This is a genomic window from Amycolatopsis sp. YIM 10, from assembly GCF_009429145.1.
Lineage (GTDB): Bacteria > Actinomycetota > Actinomycetes > Mycobacteriales > Pseudonocardiaceae > Amycolatopsis.
Genome location: NZ_CP045480.1, coordinates 1,956,488 through 1,979,979, shown reverse-complemented (window position 1 = coordinate 1,979,979; position 23,492 = coordinate 1,956,488). Strand labels below are relative to the sequence as shown.

At 69.5% G+C, this 23,492-nt stretch carries 29 protein-coding genes and 2 tRNA genes; 20 read left to right on the top strand and 11 right to left on the bottom strand.

Going from position 1 to position 23,492, the window contains the following annotated elements; all coding sequences use genetic code 11:
• The first annotated feature begins 4 nt into the window (after window positions 1–4).
• The 9 genes from YIM_RS09865 to YIM_RS09825 all read left to right on the top strand — a co-directional run bounded on the left by YIM_RS09865 (window position 5) and on the right by YIM_RS09825 (window position 4,871).
• A complete protein-coding gene (locus YIM_RS09865) occupies window positions 5–616 on the top strand; it encodes a sensor domain-containing protein (RefSeq protein ID WP_153030060.1) in 612 nt (203 codons plus the stop codon).
• 224 nt (window positions 617–840) lie between these two features.
• A complete protein-coding gene (locus tag YIM_RS09860) occupies window positions 841–1,341 on the top strand; it encodes a hypothetical protein (RefSeq protein WP_153030059.1) in 501 nt (166 codons plus the stop codon).
• A 36-nt stretch (window positions 1,342–1,377) separates the two neighbouring features.
• Window positions 1,378–1,746 carry a hypothetical protein gene (locus tag YIM_RS09855; protein WP_153030058.1) on the top strand — a complete coding sequence of 123 codons (369 nt, stop codon included), beginning with the start codon at window positions 1,378–1,380 and terminating at the stop codon, window positions 1,744–1,746.
• 30 nt (window positions 1,747–1,776) lie between these two features.
• Complete coding sequence (locus tag YIM_RS09850; protein ID WP_153030057.1) at window positions 1,777–2,532, top strand: hypothetical protein; 756 nt, start codon at window positions 1,777–1,779, stop codon at window positions 2,530–2,532.
• A gap of 50 nt (window positions 2,533–2,582) precedes the next feature.
• The gene (locus YIM_RS09845) at window positions 2,583–3,344 is read left to right on the top strand and encodes a metalloregulator ArsR/SmtB family transcription factor (protein WP_153030056.1); all 762 of its coding nucleotides are present in this window, start codon (window positions 2,583–2,585) and stop codon (window positions 3,342–3,344) included.
• A complete protein-coding gene (locus YIM_RS09840) occupies window positions 3,341–3,631 on the top strand; it encodes a DUF1905 domain-containing protein (RefSeq protein WP_194240105.1) in 291 nt (96 codons plus the stop codon). Before YIM_RS09845 ends, YIM_RS09840 begins: the two co-directional genes overlap by 4 nt.
• On the top strand, window positions 3,628–4,002 hold the full coding sequence (locus YIM_RS09835; RefSeq protein ID WP_153030055.1) for a VOC family protein: 375 nt from the start codon (window positions 3,628–3,630) through the stop codon (window positions 4,000–4,002). The genes YIM_RS09840 and YIM_RS09835 overlap by 4 nt, the downstream gene beginning before the upstream one ends.
• 67 nt (window positions 4,003–4,069) lie before the next feature.
• Window positions 4,070–4,474 (top strand): hypothetical protein, encoded by a 405-nt coding sequence (locus YIM_RS09830; RefSeq protein WP_153030054.1) that lies wholly within the window; start codon window positions 4,070–4,072, stop codon window positions 4,472–4,474.
• 79 nt (window positions 4,475–4,553) lie between these two features.
• On the top strand, window positions 4,554–4,871 hold the full coding sequence (locus tag YIM_RS09825; protein ID WP_153030053.1) for a hypothetical protein: 318 nt from the start codon (window positions 4,554–4,556) through the stop codon (window positions 4,869–4,871).
• A 15-nt stretch (window positions 4,872–4,886) separates the two neighbouring features.
• Here the strand turns inward: YIM_RS09825 and YIM_RS09820 are convergent, their stop codons facing one another.
• Window positions 4,887–5,468, bottom strand: a complete 582-nt coding sequence (locus YIM_RS09820) for a TetR/AcrR family transcriptional regulator (protein ID WP_153030052.1) — start codon at window positions 5,466–5,468, stop codon at window positions 4,887–4,889.
• 88 nt (window positions 5,469–5,556) lie between these two features.
• Here YIM_RS09820 and YIM_RS09815 point away from each other — a divergent pair, with 88 nt between their 5' ends.
• Genes YIM_RS09815 through YIM_RS49080 form a run of 3 tightly spaced genes read left to right on the top strand, consistent with a single transcriptional unit; the run spans window position 5,557 to window position 6,991 of the window.
• Window positions 5,557–5,988 carry a tautomerase family protein gene (locus tag YIM_RS09815; protein ID WP_153030051.1) on the top strand — a complete coding sequence of 144 codons (432 nt, stop codon included), beginning with the start codon at window positions 5,557–5,559 and terminating at the stop codon, window positions 5,986–5,988.
• A complete protein-coding gene (locus YIM_RS49085) occupies window positions 5,981–6,448 on the top strand; it encodes an alcohol dehydrogenase catalytic domain-containing protein (RefSeq protein WP_228004652.1) in 468 nt (155 codons plus the stop codon). Before YIM_RS09815 ends, YIM_RS49085 begins: the two co-directional genes overlap by 8 nt.
• A gap of 54 nt (window positions 6,449–6,502) precedes the next feature.
• On the top strand, window positions 6,503–6,991 hold the full coding sequence (locus YIM_RS49080; RefSeq protein ID WP_228004651.1) for a hypothetical protein: 489 nt from the start codon (window positions 6,503–6,505) through the stop codon (window positions 6,989–6,991).
• Here the strand turns inward: YIM_RS49080 and YIM_RS09805 are convergent.
• Genes YIM_RS09805 through YIM_RS09795 form a run of 3 tightly spaced genes read right to left on the bottom strand, consistent with a single transcriptional unit; the run spans window position 6,960 to window position 10,572 of the window.
• Window positions 6,960–8,045, bottom strand: a complete 1,086-nt coding sequence (locus tag YIM_RS09805; protein WP_153030050.1) for an NAD(P)/FAD-dependent oxidoreductase — start codon at window positions 8,043–8,045, stop codon at window positions 6,960–6,962. The genes YIM_RS49080 and YIM_RS09805 overlap by 32 nt on opposite strands.
• A complete protein-coding gene (locus YIM_RS09800) occupies window positions 8,042–9,256 on the bottom strand; it encodes an MFS transporter (RefSeq protein ID WP_153030049.1) in 1,215 nt (404 codons plus the stop codon). Before YIM_RS09800 ends, YIM_RS09805 begins: the two co-directional genes overlap by 4 nt.
• Window positions 9,253–10,572 (bottom strand): FAD-dependent oxidoreductase, encoded by a 1,320-nt coding sequence (locus YIM_RS09795; protein WP_153030048.1) that lies wholly within the window; start codon window positions 10,570–10,572, stop codon window positions 9,253–9,255. The genes YIM_RS09800 and YIM_RS09795 overlap by 4 nt, the downstream gene beginning before the upstream one ends.
• A gap of 81 nt (window positions 10,573–10,653) precedes the next feature.
• On the opposite strand from YIM_RS09795, the gene YIM_RS09790 reads away from it, so the two are divergent.
• From YIM_RS09790 to YIM_RS09770, 5 genes are all read left to right on the top strand, one after another.
• Window positions 10,654–11,511, top strand: a complete 858-nt coding sequence (locus YIM_RS09790) for a GNAT family N-acetyltransferase (protein WP_153030047.1) — start codon at window positions 10,654–10,656, stop codon at window positions 11,509–11,511.
• A gap of 149 nt (window positions 11,512–11,660) precedes the next feature.
• Window positions 11,661–12,257: a dihydrofolate reductase family protein gene (locus YIM_RS09785; protein ID WP_153030046.1), complete on the top strand. Its 597-nt coding sequence runs from the start codon at window positions 11,661–11,663 to the stop codon at window positions 12,255–12,257.
• A 98-nt stretch (window positions 12,258–12,355) separates the two neighbouring features.
• Window positions 12,356–12,751: an STAS domain-containing protein gene (locus tag YIM_RS09780; RefSeq protein WP_194240104.1), complete on the top strand. Its 396-nt coding sequence runs from the start codon at window positions 12,356–12,358 to the stop codon at window positions 12,749–12,751.
• A 51-nt stretch (window positions 12,752–12,802) separates the two neighbouring features.
• Entirely contained in the window at window positions 12,803–13,813 is a 1,011-nt protein-coding gene (locus YIM_RS09775) for a glucosyl-3-phosphoglycerate synthase (RefSeq protein WP_153030044.1), read from the top strand.
• Entirely contained in the window at window positions 13,813–14,988 is a 1,176-nt protein-coding gene (locus YIM_RS09770; RefSeq protein ID WP_153030043.1) for a glycosyltransferase, read from the top strand. Before YIM_RS09775 ends, YIM_RS09770 begins: the two co-directional genes overlap by 1 nt.
• On the opposite strand, the gene YIM_RS09765 is transcribed toward YIM_RS09770, so the two are convergent.
• The 3 genes from YIM_RS09765 to YIM_RS09755 all read right to left on the bottom strand — a co-directional run bounded on the left by YIM_RS09765 (window position 14,966) and on the right by YIM_RS09755 (window position 17,780).
• Window positions 14,966–16,075 (bottom strand): zinc-binding alcohol dehydrogenase, encoded by a 1,110-nt coding sequence (locus YIM_RS09765; protein ID WP_228004650.1) that lies wholly within the window; start codon window positions 16,073–16,075, stop codon window positions 14,966–14,968. The genes YIM_RS09770 and YIM_RS09765 overlap by 23 nt on opposite strands.
• Window positions 16,062–17,048: a Gfo/Idh/MocA family protein gene (locus YIM_RS09760; protein WP_153030042.1), complete on the bottom strand. Its 987-nt coding sequence runs from the start codon at window positions 17,046–17,048 to the stop codon at window positions 16,062–16,064. The genes YIM_RS09765 and YIM_RS09760 overlap by 14 nt, the downstream gene beginning before the upstream one ends.
• A gap of 84 nt (window positions 17,049–17,132) precedes the next feature.
• The gene (locus YIM_RS09755; protein ID WP_153030041.1) at window positions 17,133–17,780 is read right to left on the bottom strand and encodes a TetR/AcrR family transcriptional regulator; all 648 of its coding nucleotides are present in this window, start codon (window positions 17,778–17,780) and stop codon (window positions 17,133–17,135) included.
• A 96-nt stretch (window positions 17,781–17,876) separates the two neighbouring features.
• Here YIM_RS09755 and YIM_RS09750 point away from each other — a divergent pair, with 96 nt between their 5' ends.
• From YIM_RS09750 to YIM_RS09740, 3 genes are all read left to right on the top strand, one after another.
• Window positions 17,877–18,854, top strand: coding sequence for an SDR family NAD(P)-dependent oxidoreductase (locus YIM_RS09750; protein WP_194240103.1), 978 nt, complete (start codon window positions 17,877–17,879; stop codon window positions 18,852–18,854).
• Between the two features lie 525 nt (window positions 18,855–19,379).
• Window positions 19,380–19,637: a hypothetical protein gene (locus YIM_RS09745; RefSeq protein WP_194240102.1), complete on the top strand. Its 258-nt coding sequence runs from the start codon at window positions 19,380–19,382 to the stop codon at window positions 19,635–19,637.
• A complete protein-coding gene (locus YIM_RS09740) occupies window positions 19,615–20,733 on the top strand; it encodes a B12-binding domain-containing radical SAM protein (protein WP_153030039.1) in 1,119 nt (372 codons plus the stop codon). The genes YIM_RS09745 and YIM_RS09740 overlap by 23 nt, the downstream gene beginning before the upstream one ends.
• Before the next feature lie 60 nt (window positions 20,734–20,793).
• On the opposite strand, the gene YIM_RS09735 is transcribed toward YIM_RS09740, so the two are convergent.
• The 4 genes from YIM_RS09735 to gltX all read right to left on the bottom strand — a co-directional run bounded on the left by YIM_RS09735 (window position 20,794) and on the right by gltX (window position 23,439).
• A tRNA-Glu gene (locus YIM_RS09735) sits at window positions 20,794–20,866 on the bottom strand.
• A gap of 60 nt (window positions 20,867–20,926) precedes the next feature.
• A tRNA-Gln gene (locus tag YIM_RS09730) sits at window positions 20,927–20,998 on the bottom strand.
• A 93-nt stretch (window positions 20,999–21,091) separates the two neighbouring features.
• Window positions 21,092–21,787, bottom strand: coding sequence for an HAD family hydrolase (locus YIM_RS09725; protein ID WP_370469016.1), 696 nt, complete (start codon window positions 21,785–21,787; stop codon window positions 21,092–21,094).
• Window positions 21,788–21,951: 164 nt separating this feature from the next.
• Window positions 21,952–23,439, bottom strand: a complete 1,488-nt coding sequence (gltX, locus tag YIM_RS09720; protein ID WP_153030037.1) for a glutamate--tRNA ligase — start codon at window positions 23,437–23,439, stop codon at window positions 21,952–21,954.
• Between the last annotated feature and the right edge of the window lie 53 nt (window positions 23,440–23,492).

The following is a 23,492-nucleotide window of genomic DNA, read 5'->3' as shown; positions in this document are numbered from 1 at the left end:
ACGCATGACGGCAACAGCCGAGGCGGGTGGCCGCCCGCGACTGATCCCGGCGCTTGCTTTCCTGTTGATGAACCTGCCCATCGGGATCATCGGGCTGACGGTACTGATCGCCCTGACTTCGCTGGGTTTCTCGACGATCGTGCTTTTTGTCGGGTTGCCGTTGCTGGCCATGACCGTGTTGCTGGCCAGAGCGGCCGCGCGACTGGAACGCGCACGGATCCACACGATGCTGGGCACCGTCATCCCGGCGCCCTGCACCACGCCGGTCGGCGGCAGTGCGCTCCAGCAGTGGGTGGCACCGTTCAAGGACAGCGCGACCTGGCGCGACCTGCTCTACTTCGTCGTGCTCTTCCCCATCGGCATCCTGGAGTTTTCGCTGGTGGTCGCGTTCTGGTCGCTGAGCCTGGCGATGCTGAGCCTGCCGGTCTCCTACCGCTACTTCGACGACGGCGCCTACCACTTCCCCACCACCGACCTGCGCTGGATCACCGTCGACTCCACTTTGGACGCCCTGCCGTGGTCGGTGGCCGGGCTGGTGCTCGTGGTGCTCTCGGTCGTGCTGACCAGGGCCATGGCCGCCGCGCACGCGCGCTTCGCCAAGGCGCTGCTGGCGTAGGGGGCATCGGCCCGGCACAACGCTCGTTTTCGCTGGTCACCGCGACCGGCCAGATATGGCCGCCCCGCGACCTTCCCCGTGCGCCCCGGTACCAGCACGGTGATCGACATGACTACGACAAGCAATCGACGACGGCCCACCGGCCTCGCGACCTTCTTCCGCGCGCTGCTCGACGGCGAGGTCGTGTCGGTCGTCACGAACACCATGAGCACGGCTGATGCGCCATGAACCAGTACGAGGCCGCGGACGCCACGAACTCCATTCGCGTCGTGGTGACCCCACGCGCTCGTGTGCTCGACATCGGCATCAGTGAAAGCTGGCGCAAGAAGCTGGCTCCCGACCAGTTCGCCAAGGCGTTGCTCGGCGCGTACCACTCGGCGGTGCGAACGGCTTTCACGGCGGAGTACGAGAACGGCGGTCCGGTCGTCGCGGAGCGACCGGTCGACGACGACGCGAACGCCGAAACGCAGGTGGACTGGTACACCGGGATCCGGACGCGACTGCGGAAAATCGACCAGCGCCTGCGGGACCTCCAGGACCACGAACCCCGTGGAAGAGACGCAGAACTGCGCAGCCCGAACGGCTATTTCACGTTGCGAATGCAGGGTGGCGGACTGGTCGACATCACCGCCCCCGCGTCCGCCTTGCGATCGGCAGGCACCGAACTGCTTCGCACGGACGCGCTGACGGTGTTCCGCTCGGCCGGATTGACCGCCGAAGCCTGAGCGCGCCGTCCCGGAAGACAATCCGAAAGGAACACCATGCCCGGATATCAGGTCATCACCTCGGCGCTGCGTGCCGAGGCACCAAAATGGGACCAGTTCGAAGAAGTGGCGAAAAAGGCCAAGCAGTTCGCCGAAGGGGCCACCCTGGAGACGACCGCGTTCTTCGTGGCGAGCTTCACCGCGCCCATCGAACCGGCCCCGGACATCCACCAGCAGACCTACGAGCGGTTCCGCGCGTTCATGGAATCGGTACTCCACGGTGCGGCGAGCGACTTCCCGCAACTGGCGGACGCGCTGATCAAGGCGGCCACCAAGTACGAGGAGGCGGAAGCGGAGGTCGAACTCGATCTCAACGAGATCTACACCGTCGGAAGCCACAAATCGGCGAAACGCATGCCGAAATGACCACCCGTCAGCTGAGCGAGGAGTTGCACCATGGCGCCGACCGGCACCGTTGACCAGATCCAGGGATCACTGAACGACGCTTTCGACAGCGCCAGGGAAGCCGTGGACAAGATCGTCGCGAAGTTCCAGGAGATCGAGGACGACACGGGCTGGGAGCGGGTGATCATCCTGGGGCCGGTCGCCGCGAAGACCATCAGGGACAAGGTCGACGACCTGAAGGCGGCGAAGGAGAAGTTCGTCGAGATGTTCGACGACGCCCTGCCGCACAAGCTCCCGGTGCTCTCGCTCATGGTCCAGAGCTTCGCCTGGATCGACAACGTGAAAACGCCGATCTCCAACCTTTCCCCGCAGGTGAGCACCTGGCGTGACGAGAACCTGGCCTACTGGTCGGGCGGGGCCGGGCTGAGCTACCGGACCAACAAGGTGGTCGCGCAGAAGAACGCGATCGACGACGTGGCCGCCAAGGCCGAGAGCATCAGCGACTGGCTGTTCACCATCGCGCAGCGCAACGTCGAGTACATGGTCGAGTTCGCCGACTGGGCCGCCAAGGTGGCAGGCAACTACGTGCAGTGCGCGATCGAGGCGGGCTCGCTCATCGGCGTACTGGAAGCGGTCAGCACCGCCGCGGACGTGGTGGGCGACGCGGTGACGCAGATGATCGAGCAGCTGACCAACACCGTGGAGCGGTTCGTCGAGGCGGTGGGCGACGACCGTCAGATCCACAGCGTGATGGGCGACCACACCAACCTTCCGGGCGGCCGGTGGCCCCAGGCGGTCACCGACTGACCAGGCCCGAGGGTTGACATGAAACCAAATGGTTTCCTATGCTCGGTGCCGTGGAACGGGTCTTCAAGGCGCTGGCAGATCCGACCCGCCGGGATTTGCTCGACGAGCTGTTCCGGCGGGACGGGCAGTCGCTGAACGCGCTGGCCGGCCGGTTCTCGATGACGAGGGTCGCGGTGGCCAAGCACCTCCGCCTGCTGGAGGAGGCGGGCTTGGTGCTGTCGGACCGGCGGGGCCGGGAGAAGCTGCACTTCCTGAACCCGGTGCCGATCCGCCTCGTCCACGACCGCTGGGTCAGCAAGTACACCGAGACGTGGGCCGCCGGCCTCGTCGACCTGAAACGGGAACTGGAGGAACGCGTGGAGAAGGTGTTCGAGATCTTCATCCGCACCACGCCGCAACGGCTGTGGGAAGCGATCACCGATCCACGGACGCGGGCGAGGTTCCAGTTCGGCGCGCAGGTGGAGTCGGACTGGACCACGGGCTCCGCCTACCGGGTCACGCACGAGGGGGCCGGCGGCCTGATCGAAGGCGAGAACATCGAGGTGGACCCGCCCCGGCGGCTCGTGCAGACCTATCACGCCATCTGGGACGACGACATCGCCGCCCAGGGCACCAGCCGGGTCACCTGGGAGATCGAGCCGGTCGGGGACAGCTGCCGGCTCGTCGTCCGGCACGACCAGCTCGCCGCCGACGCCGACGAGCACCTCTACGGCGGCTGGCCGATGATCCTGTCCGGGCTCAAGACCTGGCTGGAGACCGGCACCGAACTCACCACCCCCGGCTCACTCATGTACGGAGGCGAACCATCATGACCGCGACACCCGTGAAACTGGACAAGACGTTCACCACAACGCTGCTCAAGAGCCCGAACAAGGGCGGCTGGACCTACGTGGTGATGCCCGGCTCGGCCGAGTTCTTCGGCACCCGCGGCCTGGTGAAGGTCCGGGGCCGCGTCGACGGCGAGCCGTTCCACGGCTCGTTCATGGCCCTCGGCGACGGCACCCACAAGCTCGCGTTCAACGCCGACGTCCGCGCCCGCATCGGCAAGCAGGCCGGCGACACCGTCACCGTCACCCTCGACGAAAGGATCGCGAGATGAGCGCGCCCGCGAAGGTCATCACCGGCATCAGAACGGTCAGCGTGCCGGTCGACGACCAGGAGAAGGCACTGCGGTTCTACGTCGACACGCTCGGCTTCACCGTGCTGCGGGACGCGCCGATCCCGACCGGGCGCTGGATCGAACTCGCGCCCGGCAGCGACGACGTGGTCATCACCCTGGACCAGGCCGCCCCGGGCGTCACCCGCGGCGCGATCGCCATCCGGTTCACCACCCCCGACGCGACGGCGGCGCACACCGCGCTCACCACCGCCGGCGTCGACACCGACGAGGTCCTCACCTGGCCCGGTGTCCCCCCGATGTTCGCCTTCCGCGACCCCGACGGCAACGCCTTCTCCATCACCGAAACCTGATCAGACCGGCCCACGAGGCGAGCAGGGCGTCACCGATGCGAGCGGCTGCTGAGTAGCATCCCGCGGCATGGTCGTGGCACTGCTCGTGGTGGGGGCGCTGGGGATGCCGGTGACCGGACTGCTCATCCGCCCGGACGTGCGCTGGGCGCGACACGGCACCCGGATGTTCGTCGACATCGGCTGGTTCTGCTGGCTGGCTTATCTCGCCGTTTCCGTTACCTTGCTGGCCGCCGGACTGGTCTGGCTCCGCCGCGGTACCGCACCGGGGCAGCAGCTGGTGAAGGGCGCGGTGACCGTACTGCTGACCCTCACCGCGCTTTTCGGAACCATCCACGTTTTCTTTGTCGCCACCGGTTTCGGCGATTCGGCGAGCGACGACCAGCCTTTGCCCGCACTGGTTTCCGCAGTGGCCGGAGTGGCGGCGGTGCTCGCGCTCGCCTTCGCGCGGAGACGCGGAAAACGTTCATCGTAATTTCATTACCAACCACTAGCGTTTTCCGGGAATTGATCACGCGATGGCTCGGCCATCGCCCGGGAAACCTGGAGAACCAGTGCGCAAACTCGCCCCCATGCTCACCGCGGCGGGCCTGTCCGTCGCCTTGCTCGCCGGCGGCTTCGCCTCCGCGCAGGCGCAGGAAAACCAAGGCACCGCGGGCATCCCCGGACGGTTCGTCGCCGACGCCGACATCATGGCGGCGCCCGACGGCGCGGTCGTCGGCAAGGGCTGGAACGGCCAGGCGGTGACGATCAACTGCCAGACGCCGGACCACAACTGGTGGCACCTGAACGCGCCCGAAGCCGCCGGCTGGGTGTGGCAGGCGGGCCAGGTGCTGCGCGAATGGGGCACCCCCGAACCCCCGATCTGCTGATCGGGCGGTCGTTCGCTAACGGCCGATCGCGGCGCCGACCAGTGCGATGAGTTCGGTGGCGATGTGATCGAGGGGGCGCGTGCTGCGCTGGGCACGGCACATCGCGACCGCGCCCTCGGCCGAAGCGACCACGAGGGTGGCGAGGTGCTCGGCACGCGCCTGCTCGACACCGTGCTCGCGCATCGATTCGGCGAGCTGGGCCGACCAGGCGGTGAACGCCTCACCGGCCGCGACCACCGCATCCGGGCGTTCTTCCCCGGTTTCCTCGATGGACACCGCGAGCACCGGGCAACCGGCCTGGTAGTCCGTGCTGGTGATGATGTGGCGCCACAGGCCGAGAAAGGCTTCCAGCCCTTCGACCGGACCGGCGCGCAGCTTCGCGGCGAGGATGCCCGCCACGGTGTCCGCCGCGTAGCGAACGGCTTCGGCGGCCAACTGCTGCTTCCCGCCGGGGAAGTAGTGGTAGGTCGAGCCCTGCGGGGTCCGGGAGTGCTTGGCGACCTCGCGGACGCTGGTGGCGTTGAGCCCGCGACGGCGGATCATGTCGGCCGCTCCGGCGACGAGTTGCTGCCGGGACGGCGAGGTCTGCTGGCCCATCGATTCCCCTCTGGCTTATAGCGGTCGTCATAGAGTACCGTCGGCCGGGTTATAGCGAACGCTATAACCCGAGCCCGAGGAGTCCGCCATGCCGATGATCGAACTGACCGCGCCCGCCGGAGCCTTGACGCCCACGGGGCGCGAGCGCGTCCAGCGCGAACTGGCCGCCGTGCTGCTGCGCTGGGAAGGCGCCCCGGACACCGAGTTCTTCCGCGCGCAGTCGTGGAGCTACCTGCGCGAGCTGCCCGCGGGCGCGCAGCTCACCGGCGAGGATGACGCGCCGCGGTTCCGGGTGGACGTCACGGTTCCGCAGGGCGCGGTGTCGGACCGGCGCAAGGCGGGACTGATCACCGAAGCCACCTCGGTCGTGCTCGCGGCGGCCGGCCTGACCGACGCCGACGCGCTTCGGGTGTGGGTGCTCATCCACGAACAGCCCGAAGGCACCTGGGGCGCCGGTGGCAGCGTCGTCCGGTACGCGGATCTGGTCGAGCTGGCCAAGGGCGCCAAGGCCGATGCGTGAGCTGACCTACGTCGCCAAGCGCACCGTCGAATGGCGCGAAGTGCCGGACCCGGTACTGCGATCGGACCGCGACGCCATCGTCGAGCCGCTCGCGGCCACCCCGTGCGACGTCGACTCGGCGATCCTCGCCGGGCACGGTCCGATCGCGCCGCCGTTCGCCATCGGGCACGAATGCGTCGCGCGGGTGGTCGAGACCGGCGACGCGATCACGCACGTGGCACCCGGTGACCTGGTCGTCGTGCCGTGGGCGATCAGCTGCGGCGACTGCGAACGCTGCCACGCCGGACTTCAGGCGCACTGCACTTCGGTGCCGCACATGGCGATGTTCGGCGCCCCGATCGGCGGTGACTGGGGCGGCCTGTTCTCCGATCTGGTCCGCGTGCCGTGGGCGGACGCGATGCTGGTGCCGCTGCCCGCCGGGCTGGATGCGGTCGCGATGGCCTCGGCCAGCGACAACTGATCGCTGGCCTGGCGACTGGTCGCCCCACACCTCGAAGCGCGGCCGGGGGCGCGGGTGCTGGTCATCGCGCGCGGCAGCATCGGCCTCTACGCCTGCGACATCGCCCGCGCGCTCGGTGCCGGTGACGTGCTCTACGTCGACCCGGATCCGGCTCACCGCGCGCTCGCCGAAAGCTACGGTGCCCGCACCGCCGAGGCGATCGAGCCGGTCCACCACGGCTTCGACCTCGCCGTGGAGTCCACCGGCCGGGTCGACCAGCTCGCCGTCGCGGTGAAATCCCTGGTGCCGGAAGGATTCTGCGAAAGCGCGGGCAACCACTTCCGCCCAGGCGAACTGCCACTGCTGGAGATGTACCTGACCGGGGTAACCCCGCGCATCGCGCGGGACAACGTGCGCGCCCACCTCCCCGACGCACTCGAACCGGCCGGATCCGGGCGGGTCGCACCGGAGCGGGTGGTCTCCGACGTGTTCGACTGGGAGCAACTGCCCGAAGCACTACCGGAACGGCACCTCAAACCGGTGTTCGTCCGGAACCGGTGCTGACCCCGGCCGCCGCGGGTGCGTCGCGCACGTGGGCGACCAGCGCTTCGACGACGTACTCGGCGTCGCGGTGCACGCCGCGCAAAGTGTTGGAGGAGAACGAACGCTGGAACTCCAACCCGACGTAACCCAGGCCGGGGTGGGTCATCGAGAGGCCGCCACCGTGCAGCGGCATACCGTCGTGCAACGCACCAAGGGGATCGAGATAACCGAGGTGCGGACGGTATCCGGTGGCGAACAGCACGGTGTCGACGCGTTCACGCTCGCCGTCGGGCCAGACGACCTGGTCACCGTCGAAGGCGGTGAACATCTCCCGGCGGCGCAACCGGCCGTCCTCCACCGCGGCCCGGTAGTCACCGGTGTCCATCACCAGCGGCCCGCCGAGGTAGTGGATCAGCCATTGCGGTGGGAGCTGGTCGAATCCGGACTCGGCCAGCCAGTGGTGGACGTCCCGGCCGTCGCGTCGTTGCGGCAGGAAGGTGATCGGCGCGCGGGTGGCCAGGGTGACGTCGGCGACCTCGGCCAGTTCGTAGGCGACCTGCACCCCGGAGTTGCCGCCCCCGACCACGATCAGCCGTTCGCCGTGGTGCGCCTTGGGATTGCGGTAGTCGGCCACATGCGACAACCGGCCGGTGAACCCGGGCATCGCGGGCAGGTGCGGGTTGCCGAAGGACCCGGTCGCGGCGATCAACCCGGCGGCGGGAATCTCGTCGCCGGTGCCGGTTCGGACGAGGAACTCGCCTCGTGAGCCGGCTTCGACCGCGGTCACGGTCGTGTCGGCGCGGATGTCGGCGTCGATGGTGCCGGCGTAGCGACGCAGGTAGTCCACGACCTCGTCGCGGTGCGGGTAGTTCTCGGCCGCGCCGGGGAAATCCTGGCCGGGCATGCCGCTGTACCGCGCGGGCGAGAACAGGGTCAAGCTGTCGTAGTAGCCGGCCCACGAGCCGGTCGGTTCCGGACCCGCTTCGAGCAGCAGCGGCCTGATGCCGTGGTGGTTCAGCGCCCGCGCCGCCGACAGTCCGGACTGGCCGCCTCCGATGATGACGACTTCGTTCATGCGATTCTCCTGTTTGGTGGTGTGCCGGCGAGGCTGATCACGGCGGCGAACGCGGTGATCACGCCGAGCACGAGGAACAGAGACGAGTAGCCGCCCAGTGCGCCCGCGAGCGCGGCTCCGGCCCACGGCGCGAAGGCCATGGTGATCGTCAGCGGCGCCGAGAGCAGGCCGGTCAGCCTGCCGTAGTGCGCCGCGCCCCAGCGGTCGGTGATCGCGGTGGCTTGCAGCAGGGTGAACACCCCGCGTGCCATGCCCGCCACGATCGCCACGCCGATCAACGCCACGATCGAGGTGACCACCCCCAGTGCCGCGGTGGTCGTCGCGGCGAGCAGCAGGACCAGCACCGTCCGGGTGCGCACCCCGGTCCGCTTGACCAGCGCGGAAAACCCGAGCCGCCCCAGTACCTGCCCCGCACCGCCGAGTCCGAGCGCGACCGCGGCGACGCCGGTGCCGACTCCGCGTTCGGTCAGCAGCGGCACCAGGTTGACCACGGCGGCGAACGCGCCGAACGCGGTCAGCCCGAGTGCGGCGGTCAGGGCGAGGAAGGCCCGGCTGCGCGCGATGCGGCCCGGATCGCTCAGAACGGTCTCGGCGTGGCCGGGCTCGACGTCGGGCCAGTGCCCCCGCAAGCCGAACAGGTGCCCGGGAATCGTGACCACCGCGAGGATCGCGGCGAGCACGAGATATGTCTCCCGCCAGTCCAGGTGCGCGACCAGCGCCGCGGTCAGCGGAGCGAACACCGTGCTCGCCAGCCCGCCGGCCAGCGTCAGCACGGTCAGCGCCTTCACCCGATCCGGTCCGTACCAGCGGGTCAGCGCGGCGAACGCCGGCGGGTACAGCGTCGCGCCCATCGCCACTCCGGCCACCACCCACGCCGCGATGAACCAGCCCAGGTCCGGCGCGACCGCGATCAGCACGACCGCGGGCACCCCGAGCACCGAACCCGCGCTCATCACCCCGCGCGGGCCGTGCCGATCCAGCCACCGCCCGACCGGGATCCCGGCCAGGGCGGCGGTCAGCTGCCCGGCCGAGAAACCCGCGGTGGTCCACGGCAACGACCAGCCGGTCGAGCGCGCGATGTCGGTGGCCAGCACCGGAAACGCGTAGTAGAGCACGCCCCAGCTGGTGACCTCGGTCAGGCACAAGGTCGCCAGGACCCGGCGCAGCCCACCCCGGCTCAGCGCGGGCCGCGCCGTCGTGCCGTCACTCACCCGCGCGGAGCGGGCGCCGCCAAGGTGAGCACTTCCGGCTCGGCCGGTGCACCGCAGCAGCCGCCGCCGGCGGGTTCGGCGTCGAACACACCCGATCCACCGCACACGCCGGTTTCCGGCAGCACCAGCTCGACGCGCTCGGCCGATTCCCGGTCACCGGCCAGTGCGGCGGCGATGCTGCGCACCTGTTCGTACCCGGTCATCGCGAGGAACGTCGGCGCCCGGCCATAACTCTTCATCCCGGCCAGGAACACCCCCGGCTCCGGCTGCGCCAGCTCCTTGACCCCGTGCGGATACACCGTGCCGCACGAATGGACGTTCGGATCGATCAGCGGCGCCAGCCGCACCGGCGCCTGCAACGTGGCGTCCAGTTCCAGCCGCAGCTCGGAAAGCCACGACAGATCCGGCCGGAACCCGGTCAGCACCAGCACTTCATCGACCCGTTCGACACGGTCTCCTTGATCCGACACCAAAGTGAGCCCGTCTTCACCACGTTCGACGGCCTCGGTGCGGAATCCGGTCACCGCCCGCACACGACCGTCGCGGGCCGCCTGCTTCGCCCGCAGCCCCAGCGCTCCCCGGGCGGGCAGCTGGTCGGCCTCACCGCCACCGAAGACGTTGCCGACCTCACCACGGCGCAGGATCCAGCTGATCCGCGTGCCCTCCTCCTGAACCAGGGCGACCAGCGCGGTCAACGCCGAATGCCCGCTCCCGGCGATGGCCACGTGCTTGCCCGCATACCGCGCCCGCACCGAAGGATCGGCCAGATTCGGTACCTGGTAAGCGATCCGGTCCGCGGCCGCACGTTCACCGAGCGCGGGCAGCCCGTCCCCGCCCAGCGGATTCGGACCGGTCCAGGTTCCCGACGCGTCGATCAGCGCACGGGCGGTGACGCGGCGTTCGGTGCCGTCGGCGTCGAGCAGGTGCACGGTCAGCGGTTCGCTGTCGCGCCCGGCATCCACCACCCGATCCCGGCCACGGCGAGCCACCCCGACCACCTCGGTGCCGAACCGGACCCGCTCCCCCAGCGCCGCCGCCAGTGGCCGCAGGTACTCGTCCGCCCACTCGCGCCCCGTCGGATAGGCCGCCGGGTCCGGTCGAGTCCAGCCCGTCGGCGCCAGCAGCCGGTCCGCGGCCGGGGCCACCAGCTCCGACCACCGCGAGAACAACCGCACGTGGTGCCACTGCGCCACCGCCGCGCCCGCCCGCTCCCCGCGTTCGAACACCAGCGGCTCCAGACCGCGTTCGAGCAGCTCAGCCGCTGCCGCCAGCCCCACCGGCCCGGCCCCGACCACCACAACCGGCCATTCGCTCATGCCGCCCACTCCCTACATCGATGGCTGTCGATCCAACTGAGCCGGGACTGTATCGACCGGGATCGATTGACGCAACCATCGATGTCCGTCGATACTGAGTACATGACGCTCGCCCCGGTCGACCTCCCGCTCACCGAAGCCACCACCTACGCGGAGTGGTTCGCCTGCCTGGCCGAACCCACCCGCGTGCGCCTGCTGCACGCGGTCGCCACCGCGCCGGCCGGGGTGACCGTCGGCGAGCTGACCGAGGCGCTCGGCATCAGCCAGTCCACCTGCTCGCACCACGTCCGCAAGCTCGCCGACATCGGCTTCGTGCAGCTGCGTCGCGAGCGCACCGCCACCATCGTCACCATCAACGCCGCCTGCTGCACCGGCTTTCCCCAGGCCGCCGACGCCGTCATGGGCCTGCTCGCGCCACGCCCGTGCTGCCCCAGCGACCTGCCCGCCGACATCACCGTCCGCGCCATGACCGACAACGACTGGGACTCCGTCCGGCGCATCTACGGCGAGGGCATCGACACCGGCATCGCCACCTTCGAAACCATCGTGCCCAGTCGCGAAGCCCTCGACGTGCACTGGCTGCCGAACCACCGCTGGGTCGCGCTGCTCGACGGCGAAGTGGTCGGCTGGGCCGCCGCCGCGCCAGTGTCCACAAGGGACTGCTACCGCGGCGTCGCCGAAACCTCGGTCTACGTCGACGCCCGGTACCGCGGCCGCGGCGTCGGGAAAGCGTTGCTGCACAAGCAGGTCACCGCCGCCGACCGCGACGGCATCTGGACCCTGCAAACGGCCGTCTTCACCGAAAACCGCACCAGCATCGCCCTGCACCAGTCCGCCGGTTATCGCACCGTCGGCGTCCGCGAGCGCATCGCCGAACGCGACGGCACCTGGCACGACACCGTACTGCTCGAACGCCGCACCGACTCGGTGTCGAGGTAGCGGGGACGCCACCCGGCAACGCCCAGCGCTTCAACTCCTCCTTGACCGCCTCACCCGGGCGTGCCATTCTTAACCCGCGCGGTTGATAAACCAAACGGTTGATAAAGATGGCAGTTGACCTCAGCGTCAACAGTGAAGGAGACAGTCAGATGGGCAAGGTCACCACCGGTGCCACGATGTCGCTCGACGGCTACCTGGCCGGACCCGAGGAAAGTGGCTTCGACCTGCTGTTCCAGTGGTACGGCAACGGCGATGTCGAGATCCCGTCGGCCAGCCCGGACGTGCCGCCGCTCCGGATCTCCGCGGCGAGCGCCGCGCTGGTCAAGCCGGAGTGGGACAACACCGGTGCGCTGCTCGTCGGACGGCACCTCTACGACATGACCAAGGCCTGGGGCGGGCGCCACCCGATGAACGTGACCACGGTCGTGCTCACCCACCGTCGTCCCGACGACCGCCCGGACGACGAGAACTTCGTCTTTGTCACCGACGGCATCGAGGCGGCGGTGGCCAAGGCGAAGGAACTGGCCGGGGACAAGAACGTCGCGGTCAACGGCGGGGAGATGGCCCGGCAGTGCCTGGAAGCCGGCCTGCTCGACGAGGTCGGCGTCGAGCTCGTGCCGGTCGTGCTGGGTAGCGGGAAAACGCTCTTCGGCAACCTCGCCGCCGCACCTGTGCAGTTCGATGGCCCCACGGTGGTGGTCGAAGGCACCGGCGTCACCCACCTGCGCTACCGCGTCAAGAAGTAACCACTGGCGGTCGCTGTGGGCGCGAGTTCCGGCTACTGTCGTTGCCACGGTTCAGACCACGTGCCGTCCCTGGTGACTCGAGTGGTGAGGAAATCTCCGTGAACCCTCCGCTGTCGATTGACGTGGCCGTGTACAGCGCCGGACTGGACGACACGCTGAAAGTGCTCACCGTGTCCGGCGAGATCGACGAACTCGCCGCGGCGACCCTGCAGCACGCCGTGGACGCCGCGTGGCGGGATCCCGTGCCACGCCTGGTGTTACTGGATCTTGCCGGGGTGCGCTCGCTCGGTGCCCGAGGAGCCAGGGCTCTGCTCTCCGGTGAAATCCGGGCCAGGGACCATTGCGGAACGCAGGTCGTCTGCCGTCCTTCCGAGCACGTCCGGCAGGCGCTGGCCGCCACTTCGGTGGCGGACCTGCTGTGGTGCTGTGATTCGGTGGAAACCGCGCTGGCCGGCGACCCGGCGAGCATGGCCGTGCCGGGAACGCGGATCTGAAACTCCCGGCGTTCGCCGTTTGAACGGGCATCGAATGGCCATATTCCATATATGTCGCCAACGTCCCCTCCCGCGGCGGTCGCCGCCCCCGGTTTGCCCGAGCACCAGCGTGCCTGGCTGGAGACCCGCACCAGCCGGGCCGCCGACTGGCCGGTGCGCGAACTGCTCCACGCCAAGGGCACCACCACGGTGAGCGTGGTGCTGCCCGCCCGCAACGAAGCCGCCACGGTCGGCGCCGTCGTGCGGATGGCGCGTCGGCACCCGCTGGTGGACGAGCTGGTGGTGGTCGACTCCGGCTCCACCGACTCGACCGGCGAGGTGGCCGAGGCGGCCGGTGCCCGGGTGGTGCGGCAGGAGGACGTCCTCGACCACCTGCCCACCATGACCGGCAAGGGCGAAGCGTTGTGGAAAGGGCTGTATGCCACCGAAGGCGATGTGGTGGCGTTCCTCGACGCCGATCTGGTCGGCTGCCCACCGGAATTCGTCACCGGGTTGATCGGCCCGCTGCTGACCACCCCGGAGGTCCAGTTCGTCAAAGGCTTCTACCACCGCCCGTTGGTGCGGCCCGGGCGGCGCACCGAGAACGACGGCGGCGGGCGGGTGACCGAACTGGTCGCCCGCCCGCTGCTCAACCTCTACTGGCCGGAGCTGGCCGGTTTTGTGCAACCGCTGGCCGGGGAGTACGCCGGGCGCCGGGACGCGCTGGAGTCGGTGCCGTTCGTCTGCCACTACGGGGTCGAGATCGCGTTGCTGATCGATCTGGCCGAACGGCACGGGCTGTCCGCGATGGCACAGGTCGACCTCGGCCGTCGGCGGCACCGGCACCAGGACACCGCGGCGCTGGGCCGGATGGCCACGCAGATCATGCTCACCGCGTTCGGCAAGCTGGAACGGGAAGGCCGTGCCCCGACTCCGACGGCGTTGCCCGCCCGGCTGGCGCAGTTCCGTGCCGGGCACGGAACCCGGGAAGTGGTGGTCACCGAAGTCGACGTGCCGGAGCGGCCGAGCCTGGCCGAGGTCAGGGCCGAACTGGCCACCGCCGTCCCCGCCAGGAGGCCGTGATGCGGGTGCTGATGAACGCGGGCCCCTGGCTGCCGGTGCCGCCGGACGGGTACGGCGGGATCGAGAACGTGGTCGCCACCCTGGTGCCGGAACTGCGGCGGCGCGGGGTCGAGGTCGTGCTCGCCACCGTGGGCACGAGCACGCTCGACGTGGACGGCCGGATCTCGGTGTACCAGGAGCCGCAGTTCGAGCAACTGCTGCGGCCGTACAACCGCGCGATGGGCGTGGCGATGGCGCACATGCGGCGAGTCGTCGACGAGGTGCGCCGCGACCCGTCCTTCGACCTGGTGCACGACCACCTGGAAGTAGTGGGCCCGGCCATGCTCGGTTCGCTGGGTGACGCCTGCCCGCCGGTGCTGCACACGCTGCACTGGGACCTGACCAAGCATCCGCAGTTCTACGGCGAGTTCGGCGGGCACGAGCACATCCACGTGAACGGGGTCTCGGCGGCGCAAGTGGCCACCGCCCCGCCCGCACTGCGTGCCCGCGGCGTCGGGCACGTGCACCTGGCGACGCCGCTGGCCGAGCGGGCCGATCGCCGCCCGCGCCCGGAAAAGCAGGATTTCGCGGTGATACTGGGCCGGATCACCCTGTCGAAAGGACAACACCTGGCCGCCCGGCTCGCGCGGCGGTCCGGGATCGACGTGGTGCTGGCAGGCCCGGTCGGGCCGTTCCGGTCTCCGGCCGCGCTGGACCGGGCGGTGGCCGCCGATCCGGAAGTGGGCCGCAACCCGGACGTCCGCTACTTCTGCGACGAGGTGCGCCCGCTGCTCGACGGGACCCGCGTGCGCTGGGTGGGATCACTGCCGCCGCACGAGCGTGACGAATTGGTGGCGCGGGCGCGGGCATGCCTTTTCCCGTTGCAGTGGGAGGAACCCGGTGGCACGGCGGTGGTGGAGTCGCTCTCACTGGGGACACCGGTGGTGGGGTACGCGCGCGGCTGCCTGCCCGAACTGGTCGAGCAGGGCCGGACCGGTTTTGTGGTGCCGCGAGACGACGAAGACGCGCTCGTCGAAGCGTTGCGCGCGGCCAAGGCCCTGGACCCGGCGGCGTGCTGCCGGGAAGCGTCGATTCGCTTTGTGCCCAGTGTGATGGCGGAGAACTACCTCGCGCTGTACCGCACCTTGCTCGACTCCGACCGGCGACCGCTGGTCACGGTGTCGTCGGGAAGGTGAACACCGCCTGCAGCACGTGACGACGGCGTTCGGCGATCGCGGTGATCAGCTCGGGGGCCTGCTCGATCGGTACCAGGTCGGTGATGAGGTGCTGCCGGATCGCGTCGCCTTCGGTGCGCAGGAGGCCGATCGTCTCGGCCGAGAGGCGCTCGCGGTCCCAGGTGTGCGCCAGCCCGCGCGGCATCCGGCCGATCTGGGCGCAGCGCAGCGAAAGCCCGTTGTGGTGGAACTCCTCGCCGAGTCGCAGGGCGTCCGCGCCCGCCTGGTAGAAGGCCAGGTCGATGACCGTGCCCTGCGGCCGCAGCAGCCGCAACGCGAGGCCGAGGGAGGCGGCCAGCCCCCGGCACTGGAACACCACGTCGGCGCCCCGGTCGCCGGGCCGGTGCCGCCAGCGGGTCTTGAGCACGGTGGCCACGTCCTCGGTTTCCGGGTCCAGCGTGGCGAACCCGAGCTTTCCGGCCACCTCGCGCCGCTGCGGGGTCGGGTCGACCACCACCACCTCGCGCGCGCCGTGCGTCCGCGCGAACAACGCGGTCAGCAACCCGACCACCCCGGCACCGGTCACGGCCACCCGCAGCCCCGCCACCCCGTCTCCGAGCGACCGGGCGCCGGCGCCGTGCAGCTCCGCCGCCGCGTGCAGCAGCCCGTTGGCGCAGATGGGTCCCATGTGCGCGACGTAGATGCCGAGCACCGGATCGAGGTCGTCCGGCAGCACCACCACGCGGTCGGCCAGTGGGTCGGCCCGGTAGTGCTCACGATGGCCGTAGGTCATCGCCACCAGCTCACCGGTGCCGAACGCGGGCGTCCGGCTCGCCACGATGCGGCCGACCTGGAGGTAACCCCACCGCAGCACCGGATAACCGGCCGGCGCGTCGTCCTCGCCGAACAGGCCCAGTTCCGCGTCCCATCCGCGAGTGAGCTGCGGATGGGTTCCCTTGACGAAGGCCAGTTCCGTCCCCGCGGAAAGTCCACTGTAGACAGCCTCGACGTCGAAGGTGCCGTCCTCGGGCCGGGCTTCCGGTGGCGTGGGCCGGAATCCGACCAGGCCGGGTTCCTCCACGACGAGCATCCGGCTATCCGCTGGCATGGGCGTGCTCCTCCAGTTTCACGGCGGTTCCGCGGACCGCGGAGTCCGCGACCGCGCAGGCGAGCCGCTGGGTGCGGACCGCGTCCGCGTACGGCGTGCGGATGTCGTCGCCCCGGCCCAGCACGGCGTCCACGAACGCCCGGTCCGCCGCCTGCTTGGCTTGTGCCGGATCGAGCCGCCGCACGTCGGAATCGCCGGAGCGCCCGGCCACCCGCACGGCGTCCTCGGTGATCGACACCGCCAGGTCGGCGGCGTAGACCTCCAGGCCGGCCCGGTGCTTCCAGCCGAGCAGGCACGTCGCGGCCAGCGTGCCGACCGCACCACTGGCGAAGCGCAGATTCACCACCGTCGCGCCGTCGACGTCGGCTTCGGGCGCGGCAGGGGGTTGTCCATCCCCCATCGCGTGTACCTGGGTCACCTCTCCGACCATCAGCCGGGCCAGGTCGAGCACGTGGACGGCTTGCTCGATGACCTGCCCGCCGGACTGTGCCCGCCGGGCCCACCAGCGCACCGGGGGAAGCTTGTCCAGCCAGGCGCCGACGGCCAGCCGCACCGGTGTGTCGCGCACAGCTTCGCGGGCGCGCGTGACCCCGTCGGAATACCGCCAGTGATATCCGACCGAAGTCACCACACCGGACTCGTCCAGTAACCGCGCGGTCCGCTCGGTTTCGTCGCAGTCCAGTCCGATCGGCTTCTCCACGAACACCGCGAGACCGGCCGCCGCAACGGCTTTCTCGGCGGGCCCGTGCGAGAACGGCGGTACGCAGACGTAAACCGCGTGCACCCCGGTGTCGATCAGTTGGTCCAGGTCGCCAACCGCGCGCATGCCCCGTTGTTCAGCGAAGGTCCTCGCCCGGCCGTCATCGACGTCGGTAACCGCCACCAACTCGACGTCGTCGAAGGAGGCCAGCGTGTCCGCATGCCGGGCAGCAACCCCACCCGCCCCGACAAACCCGATCCGGCATCCGGGCATGGGCACCCCCTTTTGTGGCCACCACCGCATACCCGGCAGCAACCCGCCCAAACGAACTCCGGCGTGACATCGGGTGCGCCGCGGTCATCGGCGGCCGGGCGTCGCCCTTGTTCCTCCGGACGGGTCAAGCGACTCCACGCAATGCAGTGCGACCTCGGCCGCGTGTCGCATCGCGGCCCGCGTCTGTTCCGGCGATTCCTCGCGTTGGAGGCTGGTCACGGCGGCGGCACTGACGGCGCCGGTCACCGCGCCGACGACGCTCGCCGCGGTGACTTCGTCGAGCACGTCCGGATATGCCTTGCGCAGGGCCGTGGCGATCCTGGTCTGGGCGGTGAACATGGCGTGCAGCACGCGAGCCTGCACAGCGGGGGTGGTGACCACCAGCCGTGCGCGCAGTGCCGCCAGCCCGTTCGGCAGGTCACCGGCGGCGGTGTTGGCGATCATGCGCATCGTCGCCTCGGCCAGCACTTCGCGCATCGGCGCGCCGGGGCGCCGCCCCTCGATCACCTGGACAGCCAGGTCGACCCGGTCACCGCCGTCCGCCAGCAGCACGTCTTCCTTGCTGGGGAAGTGCAGGAAGAACGTGCGCTTGCTGACATCGGCCGCCTCGGCGATGTCAGCCACGCCCGTCTGGTCGTAGCCCCGCTCGGTGAACAGGCGCACGGCCGCGTTCACCAGCGCCTGCCGGGTGAGCTGCTTCTTGCGTTCGCGACGCCCGCCTTCGCCTGACACCAGCCGAGCATAGTGCACTGCGTAACTCAATACACCAGGTGCACGAGTATACTGAGTGCACTAATTGATCGATGAGCCGGAACATGGGGTGTCGTGATGGGTGAATTGGCGGGCCGGACCGTGCTGGTGACCGGTGCTGGGCGCGGGATCGGGCGAGCGGAGGCGCTGTACCTCGCGGCCGCCGGGGCGAACGTGGTCGTGAACGATCCCGGCGTCGACATCGACGGGCACGGGGGCGACCACGGCGTCGCCCAAGCGGTGGTCGACGAGATTCGCGGACGAGGTGGGCAAGCGGTCGCCGACACCGGCAGCGTCGCGGACTGGGCCGAAGCCCGGCGCATGGTCGACCTGGCGGTCGCGGAGTTCGGTGATCTGCACGCGGTGGTCAACAACGCCACCATCGAGGTGAACAAGGGCCTCGAGCGGTTGACCGAAGCGGAGTTCGACGATGTGGTCGCCGTCAAGCTGAAGGGCAGCTTCGCCGTCAGCCATTGGGCCACCGCGTACTGGCGCCGCCGGGTGGACGAAGGCGTGCACACCGACCGGGCCATCGTCAACACCGCATCGGGCTCCGGGCTGCTCAACCCCCTGCCCACGCAGACGAACTACGCGGCGGCCAACGCCGCCGTCGCGGCCATGACCACGGTGCACGCACTGGAACTGCGGCGCCTGGGAGTTCGGGTGAACTGCGTCAGCCCGTCGATGGTGCGCACCCGGCTGACCACCCCGGTACCCGGCATGGATCAGGCCCCAGGCAACGGGGAACTGGACCCGAAGGACCCGGCTGTGGTGGCCCCGCTCGTCGCCTTCCTGGTCAGCGAGGGGTGCGCGTTGACCGGTCAGGTGCTGTCCGTGCGCGGTGGCTCGATCGCGGTCAACCACGGCTGGTCCCGCGGAGCGCAGATCAACAAGGACGGCGCACTCTGGACGATCTCCGAACTCGCGGAGAACCTCGCCGCGCTCCCACTGGAAGACCCCTTCGACCGGCTGGCGACCGCTCTCGGCGGCGCCCTCGGCGTCCATGGCCGCGACGAATTCGAGGCGATGGTCAACGCCGAACTCGACCGGACCTGAACGGTCCCGGTCCGGCGCCCTCGCCGACAGGGAGGTGCGCCGGAATGACCGGACGATGGGCCGGCTGTGCCGAGGTAGCCACCGTTTGCCCGTCTGCGCTCGACCTTCGCACCCGGACGGGACCGGTCCCGTGCCCTTAGGGTAGTTAAAATGTTGCAATGGAACTCGGGAGCTGACCGGGCGGTCCGGTGAGCATGCCGTGGTCGACTGTTCCCGCTGATCGGCAAGTGCTTGCGGTAGCACGCACCTGGACCTCGCTCGACCGAATTCCTGATGTGCTGCCGGTCTTCGCCGACGACCCCCGCGTCCAGGTCGTCTTCACCGTCGATCAGGGGTCCGTGTTCAGCGAGGGCGTCCTGGAACACCTGCGAGGCGCGGGCGCGAAGGTGATCAGCTGGGCACAAGCCGTCGAGCGCAGGTTCGCCGCGGTGCTGGCGGCGAGTGATCACAGTGACCTTCACCAGCTTCAGGGGCCGCTGGTGTTGCTCCCACACGGCGCCGGCTACCAGAAGTACGCTACTCACGGTGCAGGGCGTATCCCGGATCGGGCCGTGGACTGCTGGTGCCACGGTCGCCGATGTCACCAACGACTTCAGCCTGTATCCCTTCGCCGATCTCGCCGTGCGCACCTGGGCGGGCACGCTCGCCCCCGCGGTGTCCTGGCCCGAGGCCGAACGCGAGTTCGGCCGCATCTGGCAGGCGATGGCCGGCGCGCAGCTGTCCGAGTGGACGCTGCTCACTCTTGCTTGGGGAGTCCGACATGCCACAGGAGTTGCCCTCTGACCTGATCACCGGCGCCGACCCGGCCCGGGAGCTCGACGCCCTGTTCGTCAACGCGCCGCTGCGCGACTACGACGAACGCCCGCGGGTGAACGACTTCACGCTCCCGGTGCTGGGCATGGCTTACATCGCCACCTACGCCGCCACCTGCGGGTTCAACGTCGGCGTGCTAGACGCCGAAGCTCACGGCCTCGGCATCCATCACACCGCCCGGCTCGTCAATGCGGTTGCGCCGCGATGGGCGGGGTTCAACCTGCTGGCTCCGACCTACGAGATCAGCGCCCGCATCGCCGTGCAACTCGACCCCGGCATCAAGGTCATGCTCGGCGGGCACCAGGCCAAGGCCATGCCCGCCGAGATCCTGCTCGACCCCCGCATGCGCTCGTGTGAGGCGCTGGTGATCGGTGAGGGTGAAACCCGCGTCGCCGCCCTGCTCGACGACCACCGCCGTTACCTCGCCCAGGACCCGCACCACGACGCCGGACGGCTCGAAGCGAACATGGTCGGCGCCCGCGGCTGCCCGTATGACTGCTCGTTCTGCGGCGCCGCGGTCTCGGCCAACCCCGACATCACCATCCGCACCCGCCAGCCGGACAACATCCTCGCCGAAATGCACGAACTCCACGGAGTTGGTGTGAGCGCGTTCCGGTTCGTCGACGACCTGTTCCTCGGCGCCCGACGCGTCATCACCACCATGATGCAAGTGTTCACCGCCAACCGAGTCGGGGAGTGGGCACGCTGGGACGCCACCGGCCGCATCAACGTCCTTCACCGCGCCAGCAACGACACGCTCGACGCCCTCGCCGCGAACGGCCTGCGGGAAGTCGCACTCGGCAGCGAGTCCGGCAGCCAGCGCATGCTCACCCGCATCGACAAACGCATCACCCCCGCCATGACCCGCACCGTCGTGCGCCGTCTCGCTGAACGCGGCATCAACGTCAAGGGCTACTTCATCCTCGGTTTCCCCGGCGAGACCTGCTCCGAGATCGACGAGACCGTTTATCTCGTGCACGAGTTGTGGGAGACCACCGAGACCCTGCCGGGCCGGTTCAACTGCCCCAGGTCACCGAGACAGCAGAGAGGGTCATCGACACCATGACCACCAAAACCAACCAGCCCGCCACCTCGGAAGGTGACGGGCTGGGGTGGATGTTGAACGTACCCCCGATGGGATTCGAACCCACGCTACCGGCGTGAGAGGCCGGCGTCCTAGGCCGCTAGACGACGGGGGCTAGGAACTTCTTCCTTTGTTGCGAGAGAGAACTTACCAGACCGGTTTTTCCCTCTTGCAGCTGGGGTACCAGGACTCGAACCTAGACTAACTGAACCAGAATCAGTCGTGCTGCCAATTACACCATACCCCAATGGGGTGCGTTTCCGATCTTGACCGGCTTCGCACCGCCGGGAAGAAATATAGACCACCCCCTCCGGGGCCCCGCAGGCGGGGGCACCGAGAGTCACCTCGGGGCCGGCACCCCGACCCTGGCGAACTCACAAACCAGCAGTTCAGGCAACCCGGCGAGCCCCTCCAGCACGTGGACGCCGCGCGGGACCTCCGCGCCGGTGGCCGCGCGGTCCAGCCAGACCGCGCCGAGGCCGGCGTCACGGGCGCCGATGGCGTCGGTGTCGAGCTTGTCCCCCACGTGCACGGCTTCGCCGGGATCGCAGCCCATGGCCAGGCACACTGTGTGAAACATCACCGGATCGGGTTTGGCGGCGCCCATCTCGCCCGCGATGGCGATGTGGTCGAAGAACCGGGCCAGCCCCAAGTCGGCCAGTTTGGTGCGCTGGTGCGCACCGGAAGCGTTGGTCACCGCCGCGAGGTGGACGCCGGCCGCCCGCAGCCACTCCAGGCACGGCAGCACGTCGTCGAACAGGCGCCACGAGCGCCGCAGGAGGTCCAGCCGCCGTCGTTCGAACGACGCGGCCTCCTCCACGCACACGGGCCGCCCGATCTCGCTGAGGAAGCTCTGGGTACGCGTGCGGTGCATCGCCGCGTAGTCGAGGTCGCCGGCCACCACCATGGCGACGTGCCGGTCGGTCACCGTCTCCCACAGCGGCCAGAGGTCGTCGCGGCCGAGCACGGCGGCCAGCGCGCCACTGCTGGACGCGGTGAAGTCGATCAGGGTGTCGTCGATGTCGAGGCAGACCAGGCGCAGGGCCGGGGCAGCCCACGGGTCAGCCGGTGAAGCCGGGGTTGTCCCCCGCTGTCTCGGGGGTGCGAGCGCAAATTCCACTCAGAGAGGCTAGGGGTAGCCACGGCTTCACCGATTCGACCAACGAGGTGAACTAAGAAAAAACTGACACGGTCAAGCGGTTACAGCCCGACACCGTCGAGTGCACGCCGCAACCGTCCGAGAGAGACCTCTCGCCCGAGCAGTTCCATCGATTCGTAAAGCGGCGGTGAAACCGTACGTCCGGTGATACCCACGCGTACCGGCGCAAAAGCCTTGCGGGGCTTCAGACCCAGCTTCTCCACAAGTGCGTTCTTCAGCGCTTCCTCGATACCGGGAGTATCCCAGGAGGACAGTTCCTCGAGCGCCTCGACAGCGGCACGCAGTACCGGCTCGGCGTCCGGGCCGAGCACCTTGGCCGCCGCGGCCTCCTCCGGCGCGAATTCCTCTTCGGACACAAAAAGGAAACGAACCATGTCCACTGTGTCCGACAGCACGGTCACCCGCTCCTGCACCAGCGGGGCGATGGCGCGCAGCCTGGTCAGCTCGCTTTCGGACGGTTCGGCCGGAAGTACGCCCGCGGTCTGCAGATAGGGCACCACGCGCGCGGTGAAATCGTCCACGTCGAGCGCCCGCACGTGCGTTCCGTTGATCGCTTCGGCTTTCTTCAAGTCGAACCTGGCCGGGTTCGCGCTCACCTTGCCGATTTCGAACGCGTCGACCAGTTCGGCCGCGGTGAAGATGTCCCGATCGTCCGCGATGGACCAGCCGAGCAGGGCCAGATAGTTGACCAGGCCCTCCTTGATGAAACCGCGGTCGCGAAGGTTGAACAGATTCGAAGAAGGATCACGCTTGGACAGTTTTTTGTTGCCCTCACCCATCACATAGGGAAGGTGGCCGAACTGCGGCGTGCCCTCGGCGACACCGATGCGCTCCAGCGCCGCGTACAGCGCGATCTGCCGCGGCGTGGACGGCAGCAGGTCCTCCCCGCGCAGCACGTGCGTGATCTTCATCAGCGCGTCGTCGACCGGGTTGGTCAGCGTGTACAGCGGCTCGCCGTTGTTCCGCACCAGCACCGGGTCGGGAATGGTGCCCGCCGGGAAGCTGATCTCGCCGCGCACCAGGTCGGTCCAGCCGAGGTCGTGCTCGGGCATGCGCAGCCGGAGCACCGGCTTGCGGCCCTCGGCGCGGAACGCGGCACGCTGCTCGTCGGTCAGCTCGCGGTCGAAGTTGTCGTACCCGAGCTTCGGGTCCTGCCCGGCCGCCTTGCGCCGCTCCTCGACCTCCTCGTTGGTCGAGAACGCCTCGTACAGCTCCCCCGCCGCGAGCAGCTTGGCCGCCACGTCGGCGTAGATCTCCCGCCGCAGGCTCTGCCGGTACGGCCCGTGCTCACCGCCGACCTCGGGGCCCTCGTCCCAGTCCAGCCCCACCCAGCGCAGCGCCTCGAGCAGTGACTCGTAGGACTCCTCGGAGTCGCGGGCGGCGTCGGTGTCCTCGATCCGGAACACCAGGCTGCCGCCGTGGTGCCGGGCGAAGGCCCAGTTGAACAAGGCCGTCCGGATCATCCCGACGTGCGGGGCGCCGGTCGGCGATGGGCAGAAGCGGGCGCGCACAGGCGTGGTCTCAGTCATAGCCCGACCAGCGTATCCAGTGCCGGAGCGCTTGACACACGGGTGGTCCCGGG

Coding starts and splice junctions, on each gene's coding strand:
- YIM_RS09865 (WP_153030060.1), top strand. CDS start 5: ATGACGGCAACAGCCGAGGCGGGTGGCCGCCCGCGACTGATCCCGGCG.
- YIM_RS09860 (WP_153030059.1), top strand. CDS start 841: ATGAACCAGTACGAGGCCGCGGACGCCACGAACTCCATTCGCGTCGTG.
- YIM_RS09855 (WP_153030058.1), top strand. CDS start 1,378: ATGCCCGGATATCAGGTCATCACCTCGGCGCTGCGTGCCGAGGCACCA.
- YIM_RS09850 (WP_153030057.1), top strand. CDS start 1,777: ATGGCGCCGACCGGCACCGTTGACCAGATCCAGGGATCACTGAACGAC.
- YIM_RS09840 (WP_194240105.1), top strand. CDS start 3,341: ATGACCGCGACACCCGTGAAACTGGACAAGACGTTCACCACAACGCTG.
- YIM_RS09835 (WP_153030055.1), top strand. CDS start 3,628: ATGAGCGCGCCCGCGAAGGTCATCACCGGCATCAGAACGGTCAGCGTG.
- YIM_RS09830 (WP_153030054.1), top strand. CDS start 4,070: ATGGTCGTGGCACTGCTCGTGGTGGGGGCGCTGGGGATGCCGGTGACC.
- YIM_RS09820 (WP_153030052.1), bottom strand. CDS start 5,468: ATGGGCCAGCAGACCTCGCCGTCCCGGCAGCAACTCGTCGCCGGAGCG.
- YIM_RS09815 (WP_153030051.1), top strand. CDS start 5,557: ATGCCGATGATCGAACTGACCGCGCCCGCCGGAGCCTTGACGCCCACG.
- YIM_RS49085 (WP_228004652.1), top strand. CDS start 5,981: ATGCGTGAGCTGACCTACGTCGCCAAGCGCACCGTCGAATGGCGCGAA.
- YIM_RS09805 (WP_153030050.1), bottom strand. CDS start 8,045: ATGAACGAAGTCGTCATCATCGGAGGCGGCCAGTCCGGACTGTCGGCG.
- YIM_RS09795 (WP_153030048.1), bottom strand. CDS start 10,572: ATGAGCGAATGGCCGGTTGTGGTGGTCGGGGCCGGGCCGGTGGGGCTG.
- YIM_RS09790 (WP_153030047.1), top strand. CDS start 10,654: ATGTCCGTCGATACTGAGTACATGACGCTCGCCCCGGTCGACCTCCCG.
- YIM_RS09785 (WP_153030046.1), top strand. CDS start 11,661: ATGGGCAAGGTCACCACCGGTGCCACGATGTCGCTCGACGGCTACCTG.
- YIM_RS09775 (WP_153030044.1), top strand. CDS start 12,803: ATGTCGCCAACGTCCCCTCCCGCGGCGGTCGCCGCCCCCGGTTTGCCC.
- YIM_RS09770 (WP_153030043.1), top strand. CDS start 13,813: ATGCGGGTGCTGATGAACGCGGGCCCCTGGCTGCCGGTGCCGCCGGAC.
- YIM_RS09765 (WP_228004650.1), bottom strand. CDS start 16,075: ATGCCAGCGGATAGCCGGATGCTCGTCGTGGAGGAACCCGGCCTGGTC.
- YIM_RS09760 (WP_153030042.1), bottom strand. CDS start 17,048: ATGCCCGGATGCCGGATCGGGTTTGTCGGGGCGGGTGGGGTTGCTGCC.
- YIM_RS09750 (WP_194240103.1), top strand. CDS start 17,877: ATGGGTGAATTGGCGGGCCGGACCGTGCTGGTGACCGGTGCTGGGCGC.
- YIM_RS09740 (WP_153030039.1), top strand. CDS start 19,615: ATGCCACAGGAGTTGCCCTCTGACCTGATCACCGGCGCCGACCCGGCC.
- gltX (WP_153030037.1), bottom strand. CDS start 23,439: ATGACTGAGACCACGCCTGTGCGCGCCCGCTTCTGCCCATCGCCGACC.